The sequence below is a fragment of the Pseudomonas sp. 15A4 genome (assembly GCF_016925575.1).
Lineage (GTDB): Bacteria > Pseudomonadota > Gammaproteobacteria > Pseudomonadales > Pseudomonadaceae > Aquipseudomonas.
Genome location: NZ_CP068986.1, coordinates 4,056,554 through 4,075,899 on the forward strand (window position 1 = coordinate 4,056,554; position 19,346 = coordinate 4,075,899).

General features: G+C 61.6%; 19 protein-coding genes and 1 pseudogene. 11 read left to right on the top strand and 9 right to left on the bottom strand.

The features are described 5' to 3' along the window. Positions 1-39 precede the first annotated feature (39 nt). The gene (locus tag JN403_RS17880) at positions 40-414 is read right to left on the bottom strand and encodes a MerR family transcriptional regulator (RefSeq protein WP_205483544.1); all 375 of its coding nucleotides are present in this window, start codon (positions 412-414) and stop codon (positions 40-42) included. Between the two features lie 149 nt (positions 415-563). Here JN403_RS17880 and JN403_RS17885 point away from each other — a divergent pair, with 149 nt between their 5' ends. After that, entirely contained in the window at positions 564-932 is a 369-nt protein-coding gene (locus tag JN403_RS17885; protein ID WP_240356657.1) for a hypothetical protein, read from the top strand. On the opposite strand, the gene JN403_RS17890 is transcribed toward JN403_RS17885, so the two are convergent. Both JN403_RS17890 and JN403_RS17895 read right to left on the bottom strand, forming a co-directional pair. Continuing rightward, positions 929-1,552: a LysR substrate-binding domain-containing protein gene (locus tag JN403_RS17890; protein ID WP_205483547.1), complete on the bottom strand. Its 624-nt coding sequence runs from the start codon at positions 1,550-1,552 to the stop codon at positions 929-931. The two genes, JN403_RS17885 and JN403_RS17890, sit on opposite strands and share 4 nt — an antisense overlap. A gap of 50 nt (positions 1,553-1,602) precedes the next feature. Beyond that, the gene (locus tag JN403_RS17895) at positions 1,603-1,803 is read right to left on the bottom strand and encodes a LysR family transcriptional regulator (protein WP_205483548.1); all 201 of its coding nucleotides are present in this window, start codon (positions 1,801-1,803) and stop codon (positions 1,603-1,605) included. 106 nt (positions 1,804-1,909) lie between these two features. Between JN403_RS17895 and JN403_RS17900 the strand changes: the two genes are divergently transcribed. Continuing rightward, a complete protein-coding gene (locus JN403_RS17900) occupies positions 1,910-2,305 on the top strand; it encodes a tautomerase family protein (RefSeq protein ID WP_205483550.1) in 396 nt (131 codons plus the stop codon). 12 nt (positions 2,306-2,317) lie between these two features. Here JN403_RS17900 and JN403_RS17905 read toward each other — a convergent pair whose 3' ends face one another. Continuing rightward, complete coding sequence (locus JN403_RS17905; protein ID WP_205483552.1) at positions 2,318-3,172, bottom strand: LysR family transcriptional regulator; 855 nt, start codon at positions 3,170-3,172, stop codon at positions 2,318-2,320. Positions 3,173-3,190: 18 nt separating this feature from the next. Here JN403_RS17905 and JN403_RS25635 point away from each other — a divergent pair, with 18 nt between their 5' ends. From JN403_RS25635 to JN403_RS17920, 3 genes are all read left to right on the top strand, one after another. Beyond that, positions 3,191-3,802, top strand: a complete 612-nt coding sequence (locus tag JN403_RS25635) for an NAD(P)-binding domain-containing protein (protein WP_240356659.1) — start codon at positions 3,191-3,193, stop codon at positions 3,800-3,802. Between the two features lie 97 nt (positions 3,803-3,899). Then, positions 3,900-4,649 (top strand): nuclear transport factor 2 family protein, encoded by a 750-nt coding sequence (locus tag JN403_RS25640; RefSeq protein ID WP_240357006.1) that lies wholly within the window; start codon positions 3,900-3,902, stop codon positions 4,647-4,649. Between the two features lie 242 nt (positions 4,650-4,891). Then, complete coding sequence (locus tag JN403_RS17920) at positions 4,892-6,232, top strand: MFS transporter (protein ID WP_240356661.1); 1,341 nt, start codon at positions 4,892-4,894, stop codon at positions 6,230-6,232. Here JN403_RS17920 and JN403_RS17925 read toward each other — a convergent pair. After that, on the bottom strand, positions 6,229-7,431 hold the full coding sequence (locus JN403_RS17925) for an MFS transporter (RefSeq protein ID WP_205483553.1): 1,203 nt from the start codon (positions 7,429-7,431) through the stop codon (positions 6,229-6,231). The two genes, JN403_RS17920 and JN403_RS17925, sit on opposite strands and share 4 nt — an antisense overlap. A gap of 111 nt (positions 7,432-7,542) precedes the next feature. Here JN403_RS17925 and JN403_RS17930 point away from each other — a divergent pair, with 111 nt between their 5' ends. After that, on the top strand, positions 7,543-8,184 hold the full coding sequence (locus JN403_RS17930) for a TetR/AcrR family transcriptional regulator (RefSeq protein ID WP_122625127.1): 642 nt from the start codon (positions 7,543-7,545) through the stop codon (positions 8,182-8,184). Positions 8,185-8,220: 36 nt separating this feature from the next. On the opposite strand, the gene JN403_RS17935 is transcribed toward JN403_RS17930, so the two are convergent. Beyond that, complete coding sequence (locus JN403_RS17935) at positions 8,221-9,108, bottom strand: LysR family transcriptional regulator (protein ID WP_205483554.1); 888 nt, start codon at positions 9,106-9,108, stop codon at positions 8,221-8,223. Between the two features lie 103 nt (positions 9,109-9,211). On the opposite strand from JN403_RS17935, the gene JN403_RS17940 reads away from it, so the two are divergent. Together JN403_RS17940 and JN403_RS17945 are read left to right on the top strand one after the other, a co-directional pair. Further along, entirely contained in the window at positions 9,212-9,874 is a 663-nt protein-coding gene (locus tag JN403_RS17940) for an NAD(P)-binding domain-containing protein (RefSeq protein WP_205483555.1), read from the top strand. Positions 9,875-10,081: 207 nt separating this feature from the next. Then, a complete protein-coding gene (locus JN403_RS17945) occupies positions 10,082-10,516 on the top strand; it encodes a GNAT family acetyltransferase (RefSeq protein ID WP_205483556.1) in 435 nt (144 codons plus the stop codon). Positions 10,517-10,591: 75 nt separating this feature from the next. Here JN403_RS17945 and JN403_RS17950 read toward each other — a convergent pair whose 3' ends face one another. Continuing rightward, entirely contained in the window at positions 10,592-10,933 is a 342-nt protein-coding gene (locus JN403_RS17950) for a DUF305 domain-containing protein (RefSeq protein WP_205483557.1), read from the bottom strand. A 102-nt stretch (positions 10,934-11,035) separates the two neighbouring features. Further along, entirely contained in the window at positions 11,036-11,905 is an 870-nt protein-coding gene (locus JN403_RS17955) for an SDR family oxidoreductase (RefSeq protein ID WP_205483558.1), read from the bottom strand. A gap of 108 nt (positions 11,906-12,013) precedes the next feature. On the opposite strand from JN403_RS17955, the gene JN403_RS17960 reads away from it, so the two are divergent. The 3 genes and pseudogenes from JN403_RS17960 to JN403_RS17970 all read left to right on the top strand — a co-directional run bounded on the left by JN403_RS17960 (position 12,014) and on the right by JN403_RS17970 (position 17,895). Next, the gene (locus JN403_RS17960) at positions 12,014-12,934 is read left to right on the top strand and encodes a LysR family transcriptional regulator (RefSeq protein ID WP_205483560.1); all 921 of its coding nucleotides are present in this window, start codon (positions 12,014-12,016) and stop codon (positions 12,932-12,934) included. 715 nt (positions 12,935-13,649) lie between these two features. Further along, a complete protein-coding gene (locus JN403_RS17965) occupies positions 13,650-16,253 on the top strand; it encodes a hybrid sensor histidine kinase/response regulator (protein WP_240356663.1) in 2,604 nt (867 codons plus the stop codon). Between the two features lie 227 nt (positions 16,254-16,480). Beyond that, a pseudogene (locus JN403_RS17970) lies at positions 16,481-17,895 on the top strand (MFS transporter). 603 nt (positions 17,896-18,498) lie between these two features. On the opposite strand, the gene JN403_RS17975 reads toward JN403_RS17970, so the two are convergent. Then, positions 18,499-19,287 carry an SDR family oxidoreductase gene (locus JN403_RS17975; protein WP_205483562.1) on the bottom strand — a complete coding sequence of 263 codons (789 nt, stop codon included), beginning with the start codon at positions 19,285-19,287 and terminating at the stop codon, positions 18,499-18,501. Between the last annotated feature and the right edge of the window lie 59 nt (positions 19,288-19,346).

Below are 19,346 nucleotides of genomic sequence, written 5' to 3' on the forward strand. Positions count from 1 at the left end.
TCATCACTGACGTCGGTGTATTGCGAGGTGACGTGTCCTTCAGGGCACGTCACCAGCGCCAATGCCCAACAGCGGGCAGACTTGCGCGGCCCGCTCGGCCAACAGATTGCGCAGTGCGTGCATTTGCCCAATCCGCTCGTCCAGCAACGCGATTTTCTCGGCGAATAATCGCGCCAGCAGGTCGCTGGAGACCTGCTCGCTGTTCCATAGTAGCGGCAGGTTTTCGCCGATTTCCTTGAGCGAAAACCCCAGCTGTTGCGCCAGCTTGATGTACCCCACCAGCTGCAGCGTCTCCTGCGGATAATGCCGATAGCCATTGGCACTGCGTTGAGGCTTGATCAGGCCTTTCTCTTCATAAAACCGCAATGCATCCACGGACACCCCCGCACGCACTGCCACTTCGCCTATTTTCATGACGTTCAATGCTCACGTTGACTCTGGACCTAAGACCAGGCTTTAGCCTGCGGGCTCAACTGTGAGGGAAGATCATGATCAGCGCAAAGACCAACAGACGCATCGTCAGAAGCAGCGCCTTTTACGATTTGATAATGACGACGGGGTTCATGACGCCCTGGACGGCCGCGTGGGTTTTCAGTGCCTTATCCGCGCTGTCGACCGTTTTGGCACTGGAGCGGCCGGTGCCTGTGCTGGACATCAGTGCGATGCTGTTCGCCAACCTACTCGGCAGCGTGGTCGTGGTCTGGTCGCTCTGGCGCCTGGCGCAACCGAGCCGCCGGGTGGGTTTGTATGACGCGCTGGCGCGAACGCTGTTCGCCACCTGGCAGCTTTACGCGGTTGCCCAGGGCGCAAGTGCTCTGATTCTCGGGTTTACGGTGTTTGAGGTGCTGTTCGCCGTCGCGCAAGTGTGGCCGATCAGCGCTGTTCGGCAGGTTCATCCAAGGGCAGGTCAAGCGGCATCGGGCGCAGGCTAAGGCGCCAGCGTCGCTGCAATGATCTGCCCCACCGCTTGCAATCGCTCACTGACACCTCCCCGGCAGCGAGCCGACAATAAAACGATGTCCACAGTGGGCAGCGCGGGCAGATTGAGACCGGTGACCTCCAGCATGTCGGCCTCGATGATCGCGGAGGCATTGAGGCATGCCACGCCCAGCCCCGCCACCACCGCAGCCTGAAGCCCGGCCACACCGGAGGCCATATGAGCGACGACGTGGGCAATGCCGTGTGCGTCCAATGCGTTGCGTGCCAGCCTGTGCAGCGAGCAGGTTTCAGGCAGCAGCGCGAGTTCGATAATTCTGTCTTTAGGCGGAAGTGGCTTGCTGCGGGCGGCCACCCACATCAACGATTCCGTGCGCAGCACTTGGGCTTCTTCGGATGATGAGGAAGGCGACCCCGTCGTGCGCAGGATGATCGCCAGATCCAGCGCGCCGCTACCGTGGGCATCGGCGATGACGTCGCTTTTGTCGATCTGGGTGCGCATCCGCAAACCGGGGTATTGCTCAGCGATGCGCGCCAATAAAGTCGCCAGCTGGCTCGGCCGGACGTAATCGGAAATACCGATGTGGACCTCGCCCTCAAGGGGCACGCGGTGCATGTCTCGCCAGGCCGCATCCGACAACGCCAGTATCTGGCGAGCATGGCCAATCAGGCGCTGACCTGCCGCGGTGGGGCGTACCCCTGCTTGCTGCGCACCAGAAGCTGTTCACCCGCGGCTTCCTCCAGCTTGTTGAGCTGTTCGCTCAGCGCCGACTGCGATCGATACCGGAGGGGCACCGCTGCCGTAAGACTGCCCGCATCCACCGCAGCGACGAGGGTCTTCAACTGTTCGATGTCAAATCCGTGCATGTCGATCTACCGGAATACCTGATGATATCCGACGGATCTTACTGCTATTCCGATATGAACAGAGCGAGCAATCTCAATGCTCGCACTCACATAGAGGAACGCTGCCGTGCCATTCGTAAGAATATCGCTGCTCAAAGGCAAAACCCCTGCCCAACTTCGCGCCATCGCTGATGGGGTTCACCACGCGCTTGTCGAGACCTACAGCGTGCCGCCAGACGACCGATTTCAGGTCATCGATCAATACGAGAAAGGCCTGTTTTTCTATGACCCTGGTTTTCTAAACGTCAAGCGCACAGATGACGTGGTGTTCATACACATCCTCGCCAACCGATGGCGCGACACGCCGACAAGGCAGGCGCTTTACCGCGCCATCGCCGATCAACTCACTGCCCGCCCCGGCATGCGCCGCGAGGACATCCAGGTGTTCATCTCGAATAACGATAAGCATGACTGGTCATTCGGCAACGGCATCGCTTCCTATGTGCCGGAGGCTGATGCCTGAGATCACGCAGGATCAGTCTTCGCCAATGATCTGCCCGGCAAGCTCCGCAAATGCGCGAAGCCGGTCCATCTGCCGCATGTCGTGGTGGTAACCCATCCAGATGTCACGCCCGGGCGGCGCCTGTCCAACGTCCAGCCGCCTGAGCGCGGGGCTCTGATCTCCCAGGGCGCGCGGCAGTACGCAAATGCCAAGGCCAAGGGCGCACATCCGGGCTTGCACGGTTCGGCTGCTGCTGGTGAACACGACCGGCGCCTGCGGGTACAAACCTCGCAGCCAGACGACGTCCGGGTAATGGGATTGCGCGGTGTCCATGGTGATTAGCCCGACGCCTTCGCCATGCATGCCCGGAGAGAACGGCTGCTGGGCGCCCACGTATAGACCGTAGTTCAGCGTGGTCAAGCGACGCTGGACGATGTCCGGCTCGGTGAAAGGGACGATCCGAAACGCGATGTCCGCTTCCCTGCGTGTCAGGTCGGACAGCCGTTGTCCGGCAATCAGTTCGGGCACGATCAGGGGGTGGCGCCGGAGCAGCTCGGCCAGCACAGGCCCGAGCACGTAGCCGGCAAACCAGTCCGCCGAGGAGATCCGCAGCAGGCCTTCGAACTGTTCGCTTTCGCCGGCGATGCGCCGTTCGATCGTCAGCGCGCTGCGCTCCATCTCCTGGGCCAGCTCGAAGATGCGCTCACCGCTGTCGGTCAACACCAGGCCGGTTGACGTACGACGAAAAAACACCTCGCCACTGCTCTGTTCCAGCACATGCAGGCGCCGCCCGACGGTGGGGTGGCTGACGCCCAACAGCTTTGCAGCAGCCCCCAGTGAACCGCCGCGGGCGACCGCCAGAAAGACGCGCAGGTCATTCCAGTCCATGGCGTACCTCGTACAAAAGTGAACGCCGAAGATGCAGCAATGGCAGTCCCTAAGCAACTGCACGACTCGCACAATGGCGCCTCGAGCAAAACCGCCATAGGCAGAGGGGCATTGATGAACATCGGGTTTATCGGAGTGGGAACCATGGGTCGGGTGATGATCCTGCGGCTGATGGCGGCAGGTCATCTCGTGAGTGCCTGGAACCGTAGCCCTCAGGCGCTGGCAGATCTTGAGGGCGTGATCGCACTGACTGACCCCGCGCTGGCTTTTGAGCAGGAAGTGGTCATCAGCATGCTCGCCGATGATCGGGCGGTGCGGCAGGTGCTGCAGTCTTCCGATGCGCTGGCGCGTGGCGGCAAGGGCTGCATTCACATTGTGATGTCAACGCTGTCACCTGCCTTGATCAACGAACTGCAAGCCAGTCACGAGCAGGCAGGCATCGAGTTGGTCGCGGCCCCGATGTTCGGCGTGCCGGCGGCCGTGGCTCAGGGTGAGGCGAACATCCTCGCGTCCGGCGCCGCTGACGCAATCGAGAAGATCCAGCCGCTGCTGGATGTGCTCGGAAAAAGACCTGGCGGATGGGCGACCGGCCTGTGCAGGCCTGCATCGCCAAGATCGCCGGCAACATGATGATCACCCAGGCCATTGAATCCCTGGGCGAAGCGACACGCCTGGTAGAGGCCTACGGTCTACCCCTTCGGCGTTCGTTGAAACCGTCACTCAAACCCTGTTCGCCTGCCCGAGTTACCAGCGCTATGGGCATTACGTCGCCAACCGCGTGCACGAGCCCGGCTTCAAGCTGTCCCTGGGCCTGAAAGATGTGGACTTGGCGCTGAGGGCCGCCGAAGCCGTTGCCCTGGAGCTGCCTGCCGCAAGGGTGGTACGCGCGGGCATGTCAGCGGCGATCACCCAGGGCCTGGGCGATCGAGACTGGTCCGCCTTCGCCACCATCGAGCAACCCCGCCCGTTGGGCACCCAACCGATACGCTACCGAGGAAACACCATGACCATTGAAATGCTCGCTGCGCGGCTTGAAGCGCTGGAAAGCCGCGCGGCGATCGAATCGCTCATTTCCGGCTACGCCAACGCCTACGACCTGATGGACATCGACCTGTTGCGCAGCCTCTGGCACGCCGACGCGACGCTGGAACTGCCGGATTTCGGCGTTGGACGAAACCTTGAAGAGATCGCCGCCATGGCGCACACCAGTTGGATCAAGTTGCCGCATATGCATCACTGGATGTCCAATCCCATGATTCAGATTCAGGGGACGATGGCGACCGCAACAGTCGCAGCAGACTGCCTGTTTCATGATCGCGAAAAGGGTCCGGTACAGGTCAGCGGCCTTTACCACGACCGCTTCGAGCGGCGCGACGATCAGTGGCGATTCAGCGCCCGTCGTTTCGAATTGCACTTCCTGACGCCGCTGCTCAACTGGACGCCGATCGCGGGTTCGGAGACGTTCGAGCGCGTCTGAAACCGCTCTGCCTGAACAGCGCATCACGCCTTGCAGCGGCGATGCGCTCCTCGATTGATTGACCTCTTTTTATCCGATCGCAGCGCCGCCGTTGCGTATGGAGGTTTGCCCATGTTCGTGAAGAATACGTTGTCGCCTGATCCGCGCCGCTGGGCGATGTTTTTGATTCTGCTGGTCGGTGCCTTTCTGCCGCCGCTGGATTTTTTATCGTCAACGTCGCGCTGCCATCGATCAGGCAGGACTTGAGTGCCGGCGCTCCCGCTGAGCAACTGGTCATCTCCGCCTATGCCGGGCTCTATGCGGTGACCCTGATCACCGGTGGAAGGCTCGGTGACATCTATGGCCGTGGCCGGGTGTTTTTCATCGGTCTGACTGGCTTCGCGGGGGCGTCATTGTTGTGCGGGCTGGCCTGGTCGCCCTGGTCGCTGATCGCAGGACGCGTATTGCAGGGCATAACAGCCGCTGTGATGGCGCCACAGGCACTGGCATCGGTGCAGGCCATCTTCCCGGATTCGGAAAAGCCCCTTGCGCTCAGTCTGTACGGTGCGGTGTTCGGACTGGCGTCTGTCATCGGGCAGGCTTTGGGCGGGATTCTGATTTCGCTGAACCTGTTCGACCTGGGCTGGCGGGTGATTTTCCTCGTTAACCTGCCAGTTGCCGCGCTGGTTGTGCTGTTCGGCATACCCGTACTCAAAGAGATCCGCGCACGAAACCCCATCAAACTGGATCTGGGTGGCGTGGCCCTTTCGATCCTGACCCTGGCCGCGCTGATCGTGCCGCTGATCGAAGGGCGAGAAGCAGGATGGCCGCTGTGGGCCTGGGTTTCATTGTTGGCAGTGCCGCTGTTGGCGTGGATGTTCTGGCGCTACGAAGCGCGACTGAGTGATGCTGGCGGCTCGCCACTGCTGGACCCCCACGCTTTGAATGTTCCGGGATTGGGTCGCGCACTCGTCATCGCGCTGCTGTTTTACACGATCGCCCCGTTTTTCCTGCTGTTCTCGATCTACCTGCAAGGCGCGCTCGGCACATCGGCACTGAGCGCGGGGCTGGTGTTTCTGCCTTTCGGCGCCGGATTTCTGCTCGGGCCGCTCTTGGCGCCCGCTTGCAAACGGGCGCTCGGCGTGTACGTCAATGCAACGGGTATGGGCATGGAGTCGGCCGGCTTTATCGGCATGATGTGGCTGCTCAGTGCGACGCCGGCCGGCGTGTACCCGGTGCCGGCACTGCTTGCCGCCCTTCTGTTCACGATCGGCTTTGGACAGGGGCTCGCGCTGCCTACGCTCATGCGCATGGTGACGGGCCGCGTGGCACCGGCGTATTCGGGCATGATCGCCGGGGTCGCCAGCTCGACGTTGCAAATCAGCACAGCGTTGAGCGTTGCAGTGATCGGCGGGGTGTTCTACACGATCCTGGATGGACGCACTGACCCGGCAGCCATCACCCACGCCTTCATCATCGCGCTATCGTGCATCGCGCTCTGCCTGGGCGCCGGGGTGCTGCTGAGTATCACGCTGGTGCGCGAGCCGGCGTTGCCCGACGGGAAGACCGCCCCCGGTCAACCGGTTAAGCGGTGCAAATCTTAATGAGCCCCAACCACTTGCCCGGCAACCCTCTCACCCTGCACAAACCCATGGGCCCGCGCACGAAACGCAATCGCCAGACTGATCAGCAGCACCAGCACCATCACCCACGCGAAGGCCCCCGCGCCCCAGTGACCGAGCAGCACGCCACCCAGAAGCCCGCCGCCGGCAATCGCGCTGTTCCAGACGACCACGTTCATCGACAGGGCCACGTCGGCGCCCTCGCCAGCGGCGTCAGCCAGCGCGGTTTGCAGCAGTGTGGCGGCGCCGCCGAAGGTCAGGCCCCAGACGAAGACACCGAGGTAAATCGCCGGGGCAGAGGCCGAGAACATCCCGAAGAACACCGAAACCCCGGCGAAGGTGGCGAGGCTCAGCAACACCGCAGTGCGAAGATGACGATCGACCAGACGCCCTCCGACCCAGATGCCCATCAGTGCGGCAATGCCGAACACCAGCAGCACCAGATCGACATGGGCACCCAACCCGGCCAGGGAAACAAAAGGCGCGACGTAGGTGTAGAGAATGTTGTGGGCGAGCATCCAGGTCAGCACCACGCCGAGCACGGGACGCACGCCCGGCGTGAACAGGACCTGACGCAGCGGCATGCGCTGGGAGGACGATTGACCCGGATAGTCTGGCACTTTGACCAGCACCCAGGCGATCAACACCAGGGTCAGTCCGGACATCACGGCAAACGACATCCGCCAGCCGATCGCTCCGCCCAGCCAGGTGCCGAGGGGTACGCCCAGTGACAATGCGATTGGCGTCCCCACCATCGCCACTGCCATGGCGCGGCCCTGTGAAGCGGGCTCGACCATGCGCCGCGCGTAGCCGCCAATGAGGCTCCAGGCCAGTCCCGCTGAAACCCCTGCGAAAAATCGCGCAATCAGGGTCAGCCAGTACACCGAAGACAGCGCCGTGATGGAATTGAACAGCAGAAACCCGATGACGGTGAGCAGCAGCACCGTTCTGCGCCGCCAACTGCGCGTGGCAATGGTCAGCGGGATGGCGGCCAGCAACGATCCCAGGGCATACACCGTGACCATCTGCCCTGCCAGTGACGCCGATATGCCAAGGCCCTCGCCTATCTCCGGCAACAACCCCGCCGGCAGCGTCTCCGTGACGATGCAGATAAAGCCGGTCATCGCCAGCGCCAGCAGCGCCCCGTACGGCAGTTTTGTGGCCTTTCCCTCATGGGACATCGTTCGATCCTCCGACTAATATACTGATCGGTAGCAATCTAAAGAGCCCAAGCCGGGTAGTCAATCACTTATGTATCGACTAGTATTTATCTCACTTGAAAGGAGGGTCATATGGCTCAGATGGGACGACCGCGCACGTTCGACCGTGACGTGGCAATCACCCAGGCGCTGCATCTGTTTTGGGAACATGGCTATGACGCAACGTCACTCAGCCAGCTCAAGGCGAGCATCGGCGGCGGCATTACCGCGCCGAGCTTCTACGCGGCATTTGGCTCAAAGCAGGCGCTGTTCAATGAAGTCATGCAGCGCTACCTGAACACCCACGGACGCGTGACCGACAGTTTGTTCGACACCGCTCTTGCCCCCAGGGAAGCGATCGAGCGCACGCTGCGGTGCTCGGCAAAAATGCAGTGCGAGGCGGGTCATCCCAAGGGCTGCCTGGTGTCACTGGGTTTTCTGAGCGCATCCACCGAAGAAAGCAAAACCATTTCCCAGCCGCTGGCGGATGCTCGAGCCTTGAACCGCGCGGCCATTGTCGCGTGCATCGAACGAGCCATCGCCGCGGGAGAACTGCCCGCAACGGTGGCGCCAGCCGCGCTGGCCACGGTGTTCGACAGCTTCATGCTGGGCATGTCGGTATTGGCCCGCGACGGCGCGACGTTTGAAACACTGGACGCTGCAATTACGCACGTCATGGGCGTATGGGACGGGCTGCGCATCGACGCTCCGATGAAAGACCCGGCTGCGATTTGATCCCTGGCAATCCTGGGTTTGCTCTCCCGCTCAGGGTTAACCGAAACGCGCCAGTGCCGCATCAATGAATCGGCGCAGCTTGGCCGTTCGCTGCCGGCTGCCGGTGTACAGCATATGCAGGGGCCGACTCGGCGCCTCATAGTCAGGCAACACTCGAACCAGCTCGCCGCTGCGCAAGGCGGGCTCCAGGAATATCAGCGGGCCGAGCACGATGCCGAAACCGTCCAGCGCGGCCGAAAGCAGCGCGCGGCTCTCGTTGACCCTCAATCGACTCACCACCTGAACCCGCTCCACCTTTGACCCTTTGCAGAAGACCCACTCGCGGTCAGTCGGCCGCGACCACCAGGCATACCCCAGACACTCATGATTGCTCAGGTCCTGCGGACATTGCGGCACGCCGCGTTCTGCCAGATAGCCAGGCGCTGCGCAAGCGACCAGTTGATAAGGCGCCAACGGCCGGGCGGTGAGGCTGGACACGTCCAGCGGGCCGATCCTGAACGCGATGTCGAACCCCTCCTCCACCAGATCCACGAAGCGATCGGTCAGCTGCAGATCGATTTCAATCTCGGGGTGCAGCCGCAGGAATGTCGTGACGAATGGCATCAGGCGAGAGGAGCCGAAGGTGATGGGCGCGCTGATTTTCAGCTTGCCGCGCGGGGTGTCATTCATCATCTCCCCGAGAGAGTCGGCCGCCTTTGCTTCACTGAGAATGTGTCTGCAACGCTCCAGATACGCCTGGCCCAGTTCGGTCAGGCTCTGGCGCCGCGTGGTGCGGTTCAGCAGTCGCGCGCCGAGTCGATGCTCGAGCGCGGCAACGTGCTTTGCGACCATCTGCGGCGACAACTCCAGACGCTCGGCCGCTTTGACGTAGGAGCCGCATTCCGCCGCTGTGACAAAGGCCTCCATGCTGCTGAGACGGTCCATGATTCAACACTCCTGGTGGCGAGACTAAGCGCCTGATGATTATTTATCTGCGGCTGGTTCGCAATCATCATGGCCGCTTCCAGCACACCATCGGAGTCATCACATGCGCATTGGCATCATCGGAGCAGGCTTTATCGGGCAGGCAGTGGCGCAACGGTTCATCGCGGCAGGCCATGAAGTCATGCTCAGCAATTCACGTGGCCCACAGACCCTGAACGACCTGCTCGTCCAGATACCCGGCGTTCAGGTCGGCACGATCGAAGACGCTGCTGCCTTCGGCGATGTGGTCCTCGTGGCCATTCCCTTCAACCGCTACCCAACCCTGCCGGCCGAATGGCTTGCGGGCAAAACGGTGCTGGACGCCAACAACTACTACCCCGACCGAGACGGCCCTGTCCCGGCGCTGGACAGGTTTGAGACCACCACCAGCAGGCTGATCGCCGAGCATTTGCCTGGCGCCAGAGTGGTCAAGGTGTTCAACGCGATCCTGGCCGATGACCTTGACCGCGATGCTCGCCCGAATACGGCACACGACCGACGCGCACTGCCGGTGGCCGCCGATGACGCTGGGGCGAAGACGCTGGCCATACAGCTGCTGGATGAGGTGGGATTCGACGCGGTTGACGCCGGTAATCTTGACGACAGCTGGCGATTCGAACGGGCCAAACCGGCTTACTGCATTCCGTTGAACAAGGAGGCGCTGAAGACCGCACTGGCCACGGCTGAAAGGCACATTGAATTGCCCCATGGGTCGTGGCGCCATTGAGTGGCGTCATCCCGCAAAGGCCCTCCAGAAACGCGCCACCGTCCGGTAACATGCGTGCCTGGACTCGCCGTTTATTGCCTCGGGAAGGGACGTGATGATTGATCTCTCGGTTTGGCCTGCCGGCTGGCACTGGTTTCGGGAAGATAAGGTGGCGATTGCCCGCGCAGAAAATCCCATGGGCCATTCCGCTGAATAAGGAGCCTCACCATGGCTGCCATTATCGACTATTCGGACACACTTCATCGCCAGGCCGTGATCGAACTCTGGGACGCCGTATTCGGCTACGAAACCGCCCATAACTCGCCCGGCCTTGCCATCGACAAAAAGCTGGCTGTACCGGACGGCCTCTTTTTTGTTGCCCTGACGGACAATGAGGTGGTGGGGACCGTTCTGGCCGGCTACGACGGTCATCGCGGATGGCTGTATGCGGTGGCGGTGCACCCCGCTCATCGCAGAAAAAGCGTAGGCATGCAGTTGGTTCGTCATGCAGAGGAGGCCCTGACAGTGCGGGGGTGCATGAAAATCAACCTGCAGATCGTCAGCACCAATGCAAGCGTCCAGGCGTTCTATGAGTCCATGGGTTACTCAACCGAACCGCGTATCAGCATGGGCAAGAAAATCGACTCGAATATCACCCATTGATGCGTTCGACGCAGCGGCGTCCTTGCCCTGCCCCGTTGTCTGCGCGCCTGGTCGGGAGCGCAGAGCTTAGCGACCTTACTGAGCCGGATGCGCCTTCAGCCAATTCTTCATCTGCGTAATTTCCGCCGCCTGGGCCGCCACAATCTTGCGCGCCAGCTCCAGCATCTCTGGATCCTTGCCGTATTTCAGCTCTATCTTGGCCATCTCCACCGCGCCTTCGTGGTGCGGCAGCATGCCGGCCGCAAACGCCACGTCGGGGTCGTCGCTCATCATGCCGTGGTGCATGTCGTTTTTCATGGCGCCCATCGATTGCTGGTAAGCCTCATGCATCTGTTTGACGTCTTCCGCCTGGTCGGCCCTGACGGCGGTGACGGAAAGCAGAGCAATGACGCTGACAACGGCGGCAATCTTTTTCATGACGAAGCATCCTGGATGAGGGTAGAGACGAAGGCGTCAGGCTAGACCTTTCCATTGCGGCAAGGTCAAGCGCATTCTCCAATGCCGTTTTACGCTGTCCGCTCAAAGCCCGAATGCGTCCTTGAGCAGCGCCGAAAGCTGTTTGGGTTTACGCCCCAGAACGTCTTCGAGGTCGGTGCTGGTCTGGTCGAAGGCGCCGCCTTCGATGGCCGAGTACCAGCCGGCGATAAATCGGGCGACGTGTGGCGGCCAGCCTTCACGCTCACGGGCCTGGACGAAGGCGGCCGATGAGATCGGTTCATAGGCGATCATCTTGCCGGTCAGCCCGGACAACGCTTCGGCGATCTCAGTGAAGGACCAGGGACTGCCGCTGTTCAGCAGATAACTGCGATTGCCATGGGCGCTCTGCCTGAGCAGGACGGCACCGGCTTCAGCCAGCTCCTGATAACAGGCCAGCGCAATTCGGCCGTTGCCGGCGGGGGCTGCGAAGCCGGTATTGGCCGCAGTGGCGCCGATGAACATCGGCAAATCGTTGGCATACAACGGATGCCGCAGCACGGTGTACGCCAGGCCTGACTGCATCAGCAATTGCTCAGTGGCGATGTCGCTGTCGGTGACGCCCTCGATCGGAAACCGCACGTCGTCCAACCGCTGGATGGCGGTGTACATCATGTGGTCGACGCCGGCGCGGCGTGCGGCATCAATGACGTTCTTGTGCTGCGCGACGCGGTCGGTGAAGGCCACGGCCGAAACCATGTAAACCTTTTCGATACCCTGGAAGGCGTTTACCAAAGCGCCGTAATCCGTGTAATCGCCGTAACGCACCTCGACGCCCCGCGCGGTCAAAGCCTGCGCTTTGCCCGGATCCCGTGCCAGCCCCACGACGTCGCCGGCCTCACCCCGTTGCAAAAGCGCATTCACGACTGCGTTGCCCAGTCGGCCCGTAGCCCCTGTTACCAGAATCTTGCCCATTGGAATTCACCTTTTGGCGTTGAGAGAGCGCTCACTGTGCACGCTCACAGGCGGATGAGTTAGTCCGGTATGGGTAGAATCAGCTTCAACCAAACGTTGGAGACCCTCATGGAAACCTTGGGCAATCTGGAGTCGTTCGTGCGTGCTGCACAGTTCGGGAGTTTCTCCGAGGCCGCCCGGCGCATGGGCGTTTCTGCGGCAGCGGTGAGCAAGAATGTGGCGCGTCTTGAAAGCAACCTGGGCGCCCGACTCTTTCAGCGCAACACCCGCAGCCTGACGCTGACCGAAGCCGGCGAAGCCTTCTACGCGCAAATCGGCGACAGCCTGGAGACCATTCAGGCGGCGGTCGCGCAGGTGGGTGACACTCGCAACGTCCCGGCCGGTCGCCTGCGGATCAACGTGGCGCCCTCCTTCGCCTACGATTACTTGTTGCCGTTGCTCAAGCCCTTCAAGGAAAAATACCCGGCCGTCATCCCCGACTGGCACCTGACGCTGGCCCGCGCTGACTTGGTCGGCGACGGATTCGACGTGGCCATCGGCGGCGGCATGGAGCTGTCCCCCGGCGTTGTCGCGCGGGAACTGGCGAAGCTGCATCTGGTGGCCGTGGCCTCACCCGACTGGCTTGAAGGCCGCAAGCTGCCACAAACCCCGGCGGATCTGCAGGGGCAACCGGGGGTGGTCACGCGCTCGACCGACACCGGCAGATTGCGCGCCTGGACCCTGAGAAATACTGCGGGTGAAACCTTTGACCTGACACTCGACCCGGCTGCGATCATGAACGACCCCGAAGCCCTGTGCGGTTGCGCGCGAATGGGCATGGGCGCAGCGCTGGTGCCGATGGAGCGCGCCTGGCCCTGGCTGCAGACCGGTGAACTGGTGCGGCTGCTGCCTGAGTGGTACGTGGAGCTGGGTGCGGTCTCTGTCTACTTTTCCGCCCGTAAAGCCTTGCCCGCCAAGACGCGGGTGTTCGTGGACTTTCTGGTCGAGCATTTTCGCACCACGATGGGCAGCCGATTTCGAGGCGACTGAGCCGGATTAGCGCCCCCGGCCCTGACTCGGCAGAGGTCACCGCCGCCGACTGCATTGCGTCGCGGAACTGATTGATTCCATCGAATCCCAACCGCTCGGTTCCCGATCCCGCTGGCAGAACAATGGCAAACGTCCTCGTATGGGGAACTGAAAGAGGGTTACCAAGTGACGCCCGGGGCTGCTACCCCTCATTGGTAATTATCCAGTTTCAGACGGTCCATTACCCCGCGCTTTAGCACGCTGGTCGTCTGCATTTCACACTTTACGGTCCTGAACAAATAGCCTTTCGCAGTCTGTTCCGCCAAGACCGCATGACAGTCGTCGATCCGAGCCACCCAGGCATCGCGAGTCCAACCGGGTATTGCACAATCTCTGGGATGGAGGTGGAAGGATGAGAAAAACAGGGTTTCCTGAAGCGCTCCCTCCCCATGGCGCACGTTATATTCAAGAAAATACATCGCAATAGTGGCGGTGAGGGTGGACCCCGCGAAGATAACTGAGCAAATGCCCCCTACCCGCCTGGCGAATCGTTCCCGGTGCCGGAACCTTTATCTTGCCGTCCGAGTCTTTTCTGGAAGCCGAATTGCATTCTGCCAGCATGCAGCGTAAAACGCTGGCCGCCGATACTGCTGGATCAGCCGGCCCGCGCAGTACCGGATGGCGCATGACGCCCCTCCGACCTCAGGTCATCACGTTTACGTTTGCAGGTGGACACTTGAAGCATTTGACCCGGGAAGCCCTTGAGGCTGAAGTCATGCAGTTGCGGTCGGCATTAAAGATAAGTGAAGCCCTGAGGTTGGCAAGCCATGACACCGGCACGCCATTGAACACCGTCGCGGATGCCCTCGACCCTACGGCCGAGCGCGCAGCCGAAGAGGTGGCCGAGCAGGCGATCAAAGACGCGCAAACGCGCTACCGCCTCGCGGTCAAAGCCACCAACGATGCGATCTGGGACTGGGACCTCAAAGAAAACCACGTCCTGTGGAATGACGCGCTGGAACGGGTCTACGGGCATCCGCTCGCCACGGGTGCTACGACCGGCGACTGGTGGATCGCACAGATTCATCCCGATGACAGGCACCGCATCGTCACCTCGATCCATGACGTGATAGACGGCAGGCAGACCGGCTGGAGTGACGAGTACCGATTTCGCCGGGTGGACGGCTCCTACGCCCAGGTCCTCGACCGCGGGCACGTCATCCGCGACGTTCAAGGCAACGCCGTGCGCATGATCGGCGCGATGCTGGACCTCACGCCGATCCGCGACACCGAGGCGGCACTGCGTCAAAGCGAGGAGCGTTTCAGGACCATTCTGGAAACCATCGAAGCCGCGTTCGCCATTGTTCAGGTCAAGTTCGATGAAAATGACTACCCCGTCGACTATCGCTTCGTTGAAGCCAACCCGGCGTTCGAGCGTGAGGCTGGCGTCAACTTGCGCGGGAAATGGGTCAGGGAATTTGCCCCGGACCTGGAGCAATTCTGGTTCGACACCTACGGACGCGTTGCCAAGACCCGTGTGCCGGCCACCTTCGAAAGCTACGCCAAGGCCTTTCAACGCTGGTTTGACGTGCGCGCCGTGCCCGTCGGCGATCCCGACGAATGTCAGATTGCAATCATTTTCAACGACGTGACCGGGCGGCGTGATGCCGAAGAGCGTCTGCGCCAGAGCGAAGCCGTCGCCCGCGCGAACGTGGAGCGGGTGCAACTGGCCCTGGCCGCCGGGGCCATTTTCGGCACCTGGCACTGGGACTTGCCCAGCGACAGCTTCACCGTCGACGACGCGTTCGCCCGAGCGTTTGGCCTTGACCCGCTGCTGGGCCACGAAGGGCTTTGCCTGGAGCAGGTGGTTGAAACCGTGCACCCTGATGACCGCGAGGGTCTGATGACGGCGATCGACGAAGCCATTCGTCGCGGCGGGGCCTACGCCCATCAATACCGGGTCCGTCGGGCGGACGGCAAATACTACTGGATCGAGGCCAACGGGCGCGTCAACTTCAGCGATGAAGGCGTTCCCCTCAGTTTTCCGGGCGTGCTGATTGATGTCGAGGAGCGGCGTTCGGTCGAAGCCCAGCGCGACCTGGCCACCGCCGCCCTGCGGACCCTCAATGAAACCCTTGAACAGCGCGTGGCGGAACGCACCGCGGCGTTGATGCAGACCGAGGAAAAGCTGCGCCAGTCACAAAAAATGGAAGCCGTGGGGCAACTCACGGGCGGCCTCGCCCACGATTTCAATAACTTGCTTGCGGGCATCTCGGGCTCGCTGGAATTGTTGAGTGCGCGGTTTGCTCAAGGCCGCCTCACGGATGTCGATCGCTACCTGGCGACCGCCCAAAGCGCGACCCGGCGGGCGGCTGCCCTGACTCACCGCCTGCTGGCGTTCTCCCGTCGCCAGACGCTGGATCCTCGGCCCACCGAGGTGAATGCGCTGGTAGAAGGCATGACCGAGCTGATCCAGCGTACCGTCGGCCCCAGCATTGACGTGCAGACCATTGCCTCGCCTGATCGCTGTGTTGCGCTGGTCGATGCGAGTCAGCTTGAGAACGCACTGCTGAATCTTTGCATCAACTCCCGGGATGCGATGCACGAGGGCGGCAGTATTACCATCGAAACCGGTCATCAAGTCGTGGAGACCGGGGACGCCGCAACGCTGGAAGTGACTGAGGGCGAATACCTGACCCTTAGCGTGACCGACACCGGAACCGGTATGCCTGCGAGCATCGTGGCGAAGGCGTTCGACCCCTTCTTCACCACCAAACCCATCGGCCAGGGGACGGGGCTGGGGCTGTCAATGATTTACGGTTTCGCCAAGCAATCCGGCGGGCAGGTTCGCATCACGTCTGTGGTCGGACAAGGGGCGACGCTGTGCATCTATCTCCCGCGCTACCACGGGAATGCCGGCTGCCATGAAGCGCACCTGCCGGATGCCGCCACTCAGACTGCAAGCATTGGTGAAACGATCCTGGTTGTGGACGATGAACCCGCGGTGCGCATGCTGGTGACTGAGGTGCTAAGCGAGCTTGGCTATTCCGTCATGGAGGCAGCGGACAGTGCCAGCGGACTGAAACTGCTTCGCTCGGACGTGCGAGTGGACATGCTCGTCACCGATGTCGGTTTGCCCGGCGGGATGAACGGCCGTCAGATGGCGGATGCGGCGCGCGAACTGCGCCCGGGATTGAGGACGCTGTTCATCACCGGCTACGCGGAAAGCGCAGCCATCGGTGCCAATCAGCTGGCGCCCGGCATGCATGTGCTGACCAAGCCCTTTGCCATTGACACACTGGCGGCGCGTGTCCGCGAGCTGATCAACACGCCGGTCTGATATTCAGTCCGGCGGCATTACCCCTCGATGACCCGAAGACGGCCACACCTCGCTGTTTTTCCGAGACGCGGCCCATGCCCGTGGTCAGATTTGAAACCTGGCGCGGCATGGGACGGATTTGTTTCGCTTCCAGAGATTGACAGCCTGCTAAAACGCTCGCTATACCTACAGCGTTGTACGACAACAGACGATCACAACCGATAACCCCAATAATAAAAAGTGATGCCATGATCCCGAACGAGTCTACCCACCCGCAGAGCATTACCCAGGCGGCCACCCGGTCCGTGGGCAAATACCGCTGGACAATCTGCGCGCTGCTGTTTTTCGCAACCACAGTCAATTACCTCGACCGTCAGGTGCTCAGCCTGCTGGCACCGGAGCTGTCCACGACGTTTGGCTGGAGCAACACCGACTATGCCAACATCGCCTCGGTGTTCCAGTTCGTCTATGCCATCTCGATGATTTTCGCCGGTCGTCTGGTCGACAGGATTGGCACCAAAACCGCTTTCGTGGTGGCCATCAGTATCTGGTCCACCGGCGCGGTCATGCACGCGTTTGCGGTGCCACTGGGACAAGGCATTGCCGCGATCACCACCGCTCTGGGATTCGCCGCCATTCCGGTGTCGATCGCAGGCTTCATGCTGGCGCGCGCCGTGCTGGCGGTTGGCGAGGCCGGCAACTTTCCGATTGCGATCAAAGCGGTCGCCGAATACTTCCCGAAAAAGAGCGCTCGTTCGCCACCGGCATCTTCAACTCCGGCGCCAACGTTGGCGCGATCACGGCGCCCATTTGCGTGCCCCTTATCGCGGCATTCTGGGGCTGGGAATCAGCGTTCATCGTGGTCGGCCTGCTGGGTTTCGTCTGGCTGGGCGTGTGGATTTCGCTGTATGAAAAACCAAGTCAGCAAAAACGCCTGACGGCCGAGGAACTGGCCTACATCCGCAGCGATGAGGTCGAGCCAGTCAAGGCGACCACCCTGCCGGGCGCGCCTGCCGCCAAGGTCTCCTGGTTCAAATTACTCACCTATCGCCAGACGTGGGCCTTCGCCTTCGGCAAGTTCATGACCGACGGCGTGTGGTGGTTTTTCCTGTTCTGGCTGCCGACCTACCTGTCGGCGCAGTACGGGATGAAAGGCCAGGCCATCGTGCTGCCGCTGTTCGTGCTGTACAGCATGACCATGGTCGGCAGCATTGGCGGCGGCTGGTTCCCGAGCTACTTCATGGCGCGCGGTGACAAGCCCTATGACGGCCGCATGAAAGCCATGCTGGTGATTGCGCTCTTCCCGCTGGTGGTGCTGCTGGCGCAACCGTTCGGCTACATCAGCTTTTGGGTGCCCGTCCTGTTGATCGGCATCGGCGCGTCCGCGCACCAGGCGTGGTCCTGCAACATCTTCACCACCGTCTCCGACATGTTTCCGCAGAAAACCGTGGCGTCGGTGGTCGGCATCGGTGGCATGGCGGGCGGGCTGGGCGGCGTGGTCATGACCAAGATCGGCGGCTGGGTGTTCGACTACTACAAGTCGATCAACGACATTCACACCGGCTACATGATCATGTTCGCGATCTGCGCCCTCGCCTACCTGGTGGCGTGGAGTGTGATGAAGACGCTGGTACCGCGCCACAAAGAGATCACTGACCTTTAACCTGCCGGAAGAAGCCAGGCCCCGGCATCAGCCGGGGTTGAGGCATCAGCCGGGGTTGAGGCAATAATGAGGTACCGGTTTTAGCCGGAAAAGCGTCAGACGTCACACCGCAACAGTGATGGCGCTTGCACTGGCCTCTTCCCGGCTGAAGCCGGTCCTACGAAACCGCGTGAGGTCAGTGAGATCGAGCGTGTACTCGACTGTGGGACCGGCTTCAGCCGGGAAAGCGTCAGGCGCCACACCGCAAAAATGCGGGTGATTTCACTGGCCTCTTCCCGGCTGAAGCCGGTCCTACGAAACCGCATGAGGTCAGTGAGATTGAGCGTGAACTCGACTGTGGGACCGGCGTTAGACGGGAAAGCGTCAGGCGCCACACTGCAAAAGTGATGGCGCTTGTACTGGCCTGTTCCCGGCTGAAGCCGGTCCTACGAAACCGCGTGAGGTCAGTGAGACTAAGCGTGAACTTGAATGTGGGACCGGCTTTAGCCGGGAAAGCGTCAGGCGCCACGCCGCAAAAATGCGGGTGATTTCACTGGCCTCTTCCCGGCTAAAGCCGCTCCCACTGGCCTGGTGCAGGCCGAACGATCTCAGGGTCATCCCCCATCAAAAAATACTGTCAACCACCCCGCCATCCACCCGCAGCGCTGCGCCGGTGGTGGACGACGCCTGCTCGGAGCTGACGTAGATAATCATGTTGGCGATTTCGTCTACATGGGAGGCGCGCCGGATGATCGAGGAACCGCGATGGGCCACGACGAAATCCGCCGCCACTTGCTCCAGACTTTTTCCGGAGCTCTCTACTTCAGGCTTGAGCATCTCGGCGACGCCTTCTGACAGCGTCGGCCCGGGCAGGACCGAGTTCACCGTCACGCCGGTGCCGGCCAGGCGCTTGGCCAGGCCTCGGGAGATCGCCAGTTGCGCGGTTTTGCTGAAGCCGTAATGGATCATGTCTGACGGAATGTTGATCGCCGACTCCGACGAGATGAACACGATCCGCCCCCATTTGCGCTCTACCATTCCGGGCGCGTAGGCCCGGGAGATGCGCACGCCGGACATCACGTTGGTGTCGAAGAACCGCTGCCATTCGCTGTCGGGGATCTCGAAGAAGTCCTGAGGGTTGAAGATGCCCATGTTGTTGATGACGACGTCGAAGTCAGGATGGTGCGCCAGCAGCTGCTGACAGGCGCCCTCCTCGCTTAGATCGCCGGCAAAACCGGTGGCGTTCTCTGCCAACGGGCCCAGCCGCTGCAACGCCGCGTCGACAGTGCCCTGGCTTCGCCCGTTGATTACCACGTGTCCACCGTCTTCAAGAAAGCCCTTGGCTGCAGCGAAGCCGATGCCGCTGGTTGAACCGGTGACCAGAACGTGACGGCCCGTAAAATCGATTTTCATCTCATTAACCTCTGCAGTGCACTGAGTGGAAAGGACGTTTCTGTACAACGTATGAACCC

Bases quoted from the DNA above. Each gene is read 5' to 3' on its own strand.
- JN403_RS17950 (WP_205483557.1), bottom strand. From the start codon at position 10,933: ATGAAAAAGATTGCCGCCGTTGTCAGCGTCATTGCTCTGCTTTCCGTC.
- JN403_RS17895 (WP_205483548.1), bottom strand. From the start codon at position 1,803: ATGCACGGATTTGACATCGAACAGTTGAAGACCCTCGTCGCTGCGGTG.
- JN403_RS17960 (WP_205483560.1), top strand. From the start codon at position 12,014: ATGGAAACCTTGGGCAATCTGGAGTCGTTCGTGCGTGCTGCACAGTTC.
- JN403_RS17940 (WP_205483555.1), top strand. From the start codon at position 9,212: ATGCGCATTGGCATCATCGGAGCAGGCTTTATCGGGCAGGCAGTGGCG.
- JN403_RS17880 (WP_205483544.1), bottom strand. From the start codon at position 414: ATGAAAATAGGCGAAGTGGCAGTGCGTGCGGGGGTGTCCGTGGATGCA.
- JN403_RS17925 (WP_205483553.1), bottom strand. From the start codon at position 7,431: ATGTCCCATGAGGGAAAGGCCACAAAACTGCCGTACGGGGCGCTGCTG.
- JN403_RS17975 (WP_205483562.1), bottom strand. From the start codon at position 19,287: ATGAAAATCGATTTTACGGGCCGTCACGTTCTGGTCACCGGTTCAACC.
- JN403_RS17905 (WP_205483552.1), bottom strand. From the start codon at position 3,172: ATGGACTGGAATGACCTGCGCGTCTTTCTGGCGGTCGCCCGCGGCGGT.
- JN403_RS17890 (WP_205483547.1), bottom strand. From the start codon at position 1,552: ATGCACCGCGTGCCCCTTGAGGGCGAGGTCCACATCGGTATTTCCGAT.
- JN403_RS17945 (WP_205483556.1), top strand. From the start codon at position 10,082: ATGGCTGCCATTATCGACTATTCGGACACACTTCATCGCCAGGCCGTG.
- JN403_RS17935 (WP_205483554.1), bottom strand. From the start codon at position 9,108: ATGGACCGTCTCAGCAGCATGGAGGCCTTTGTCACAGCGGCGGAATGC.
- JN403_RS17955 (WP_205483558.1), bottom strand. From the start codon at position 11,905: ATGGGCAAGATTCTGGTAACAGGGGCTACGGGCCGACTGGGCAACGCA.
- JN403_RS17930 (WP_122625127.1), top strand. From the start codon at position 7,543: ATGGCTCAGATGGGACGACCGCGCACGTTCGACCGTGACGTGGCAATC.
- JN403_RS17885 (WP_240356657.1), top strand. From the start codon at position 564: ATGACGCCCTGGACGGCCGCGTGGGTTTTCAGTGCCTTATCCGCGCTG.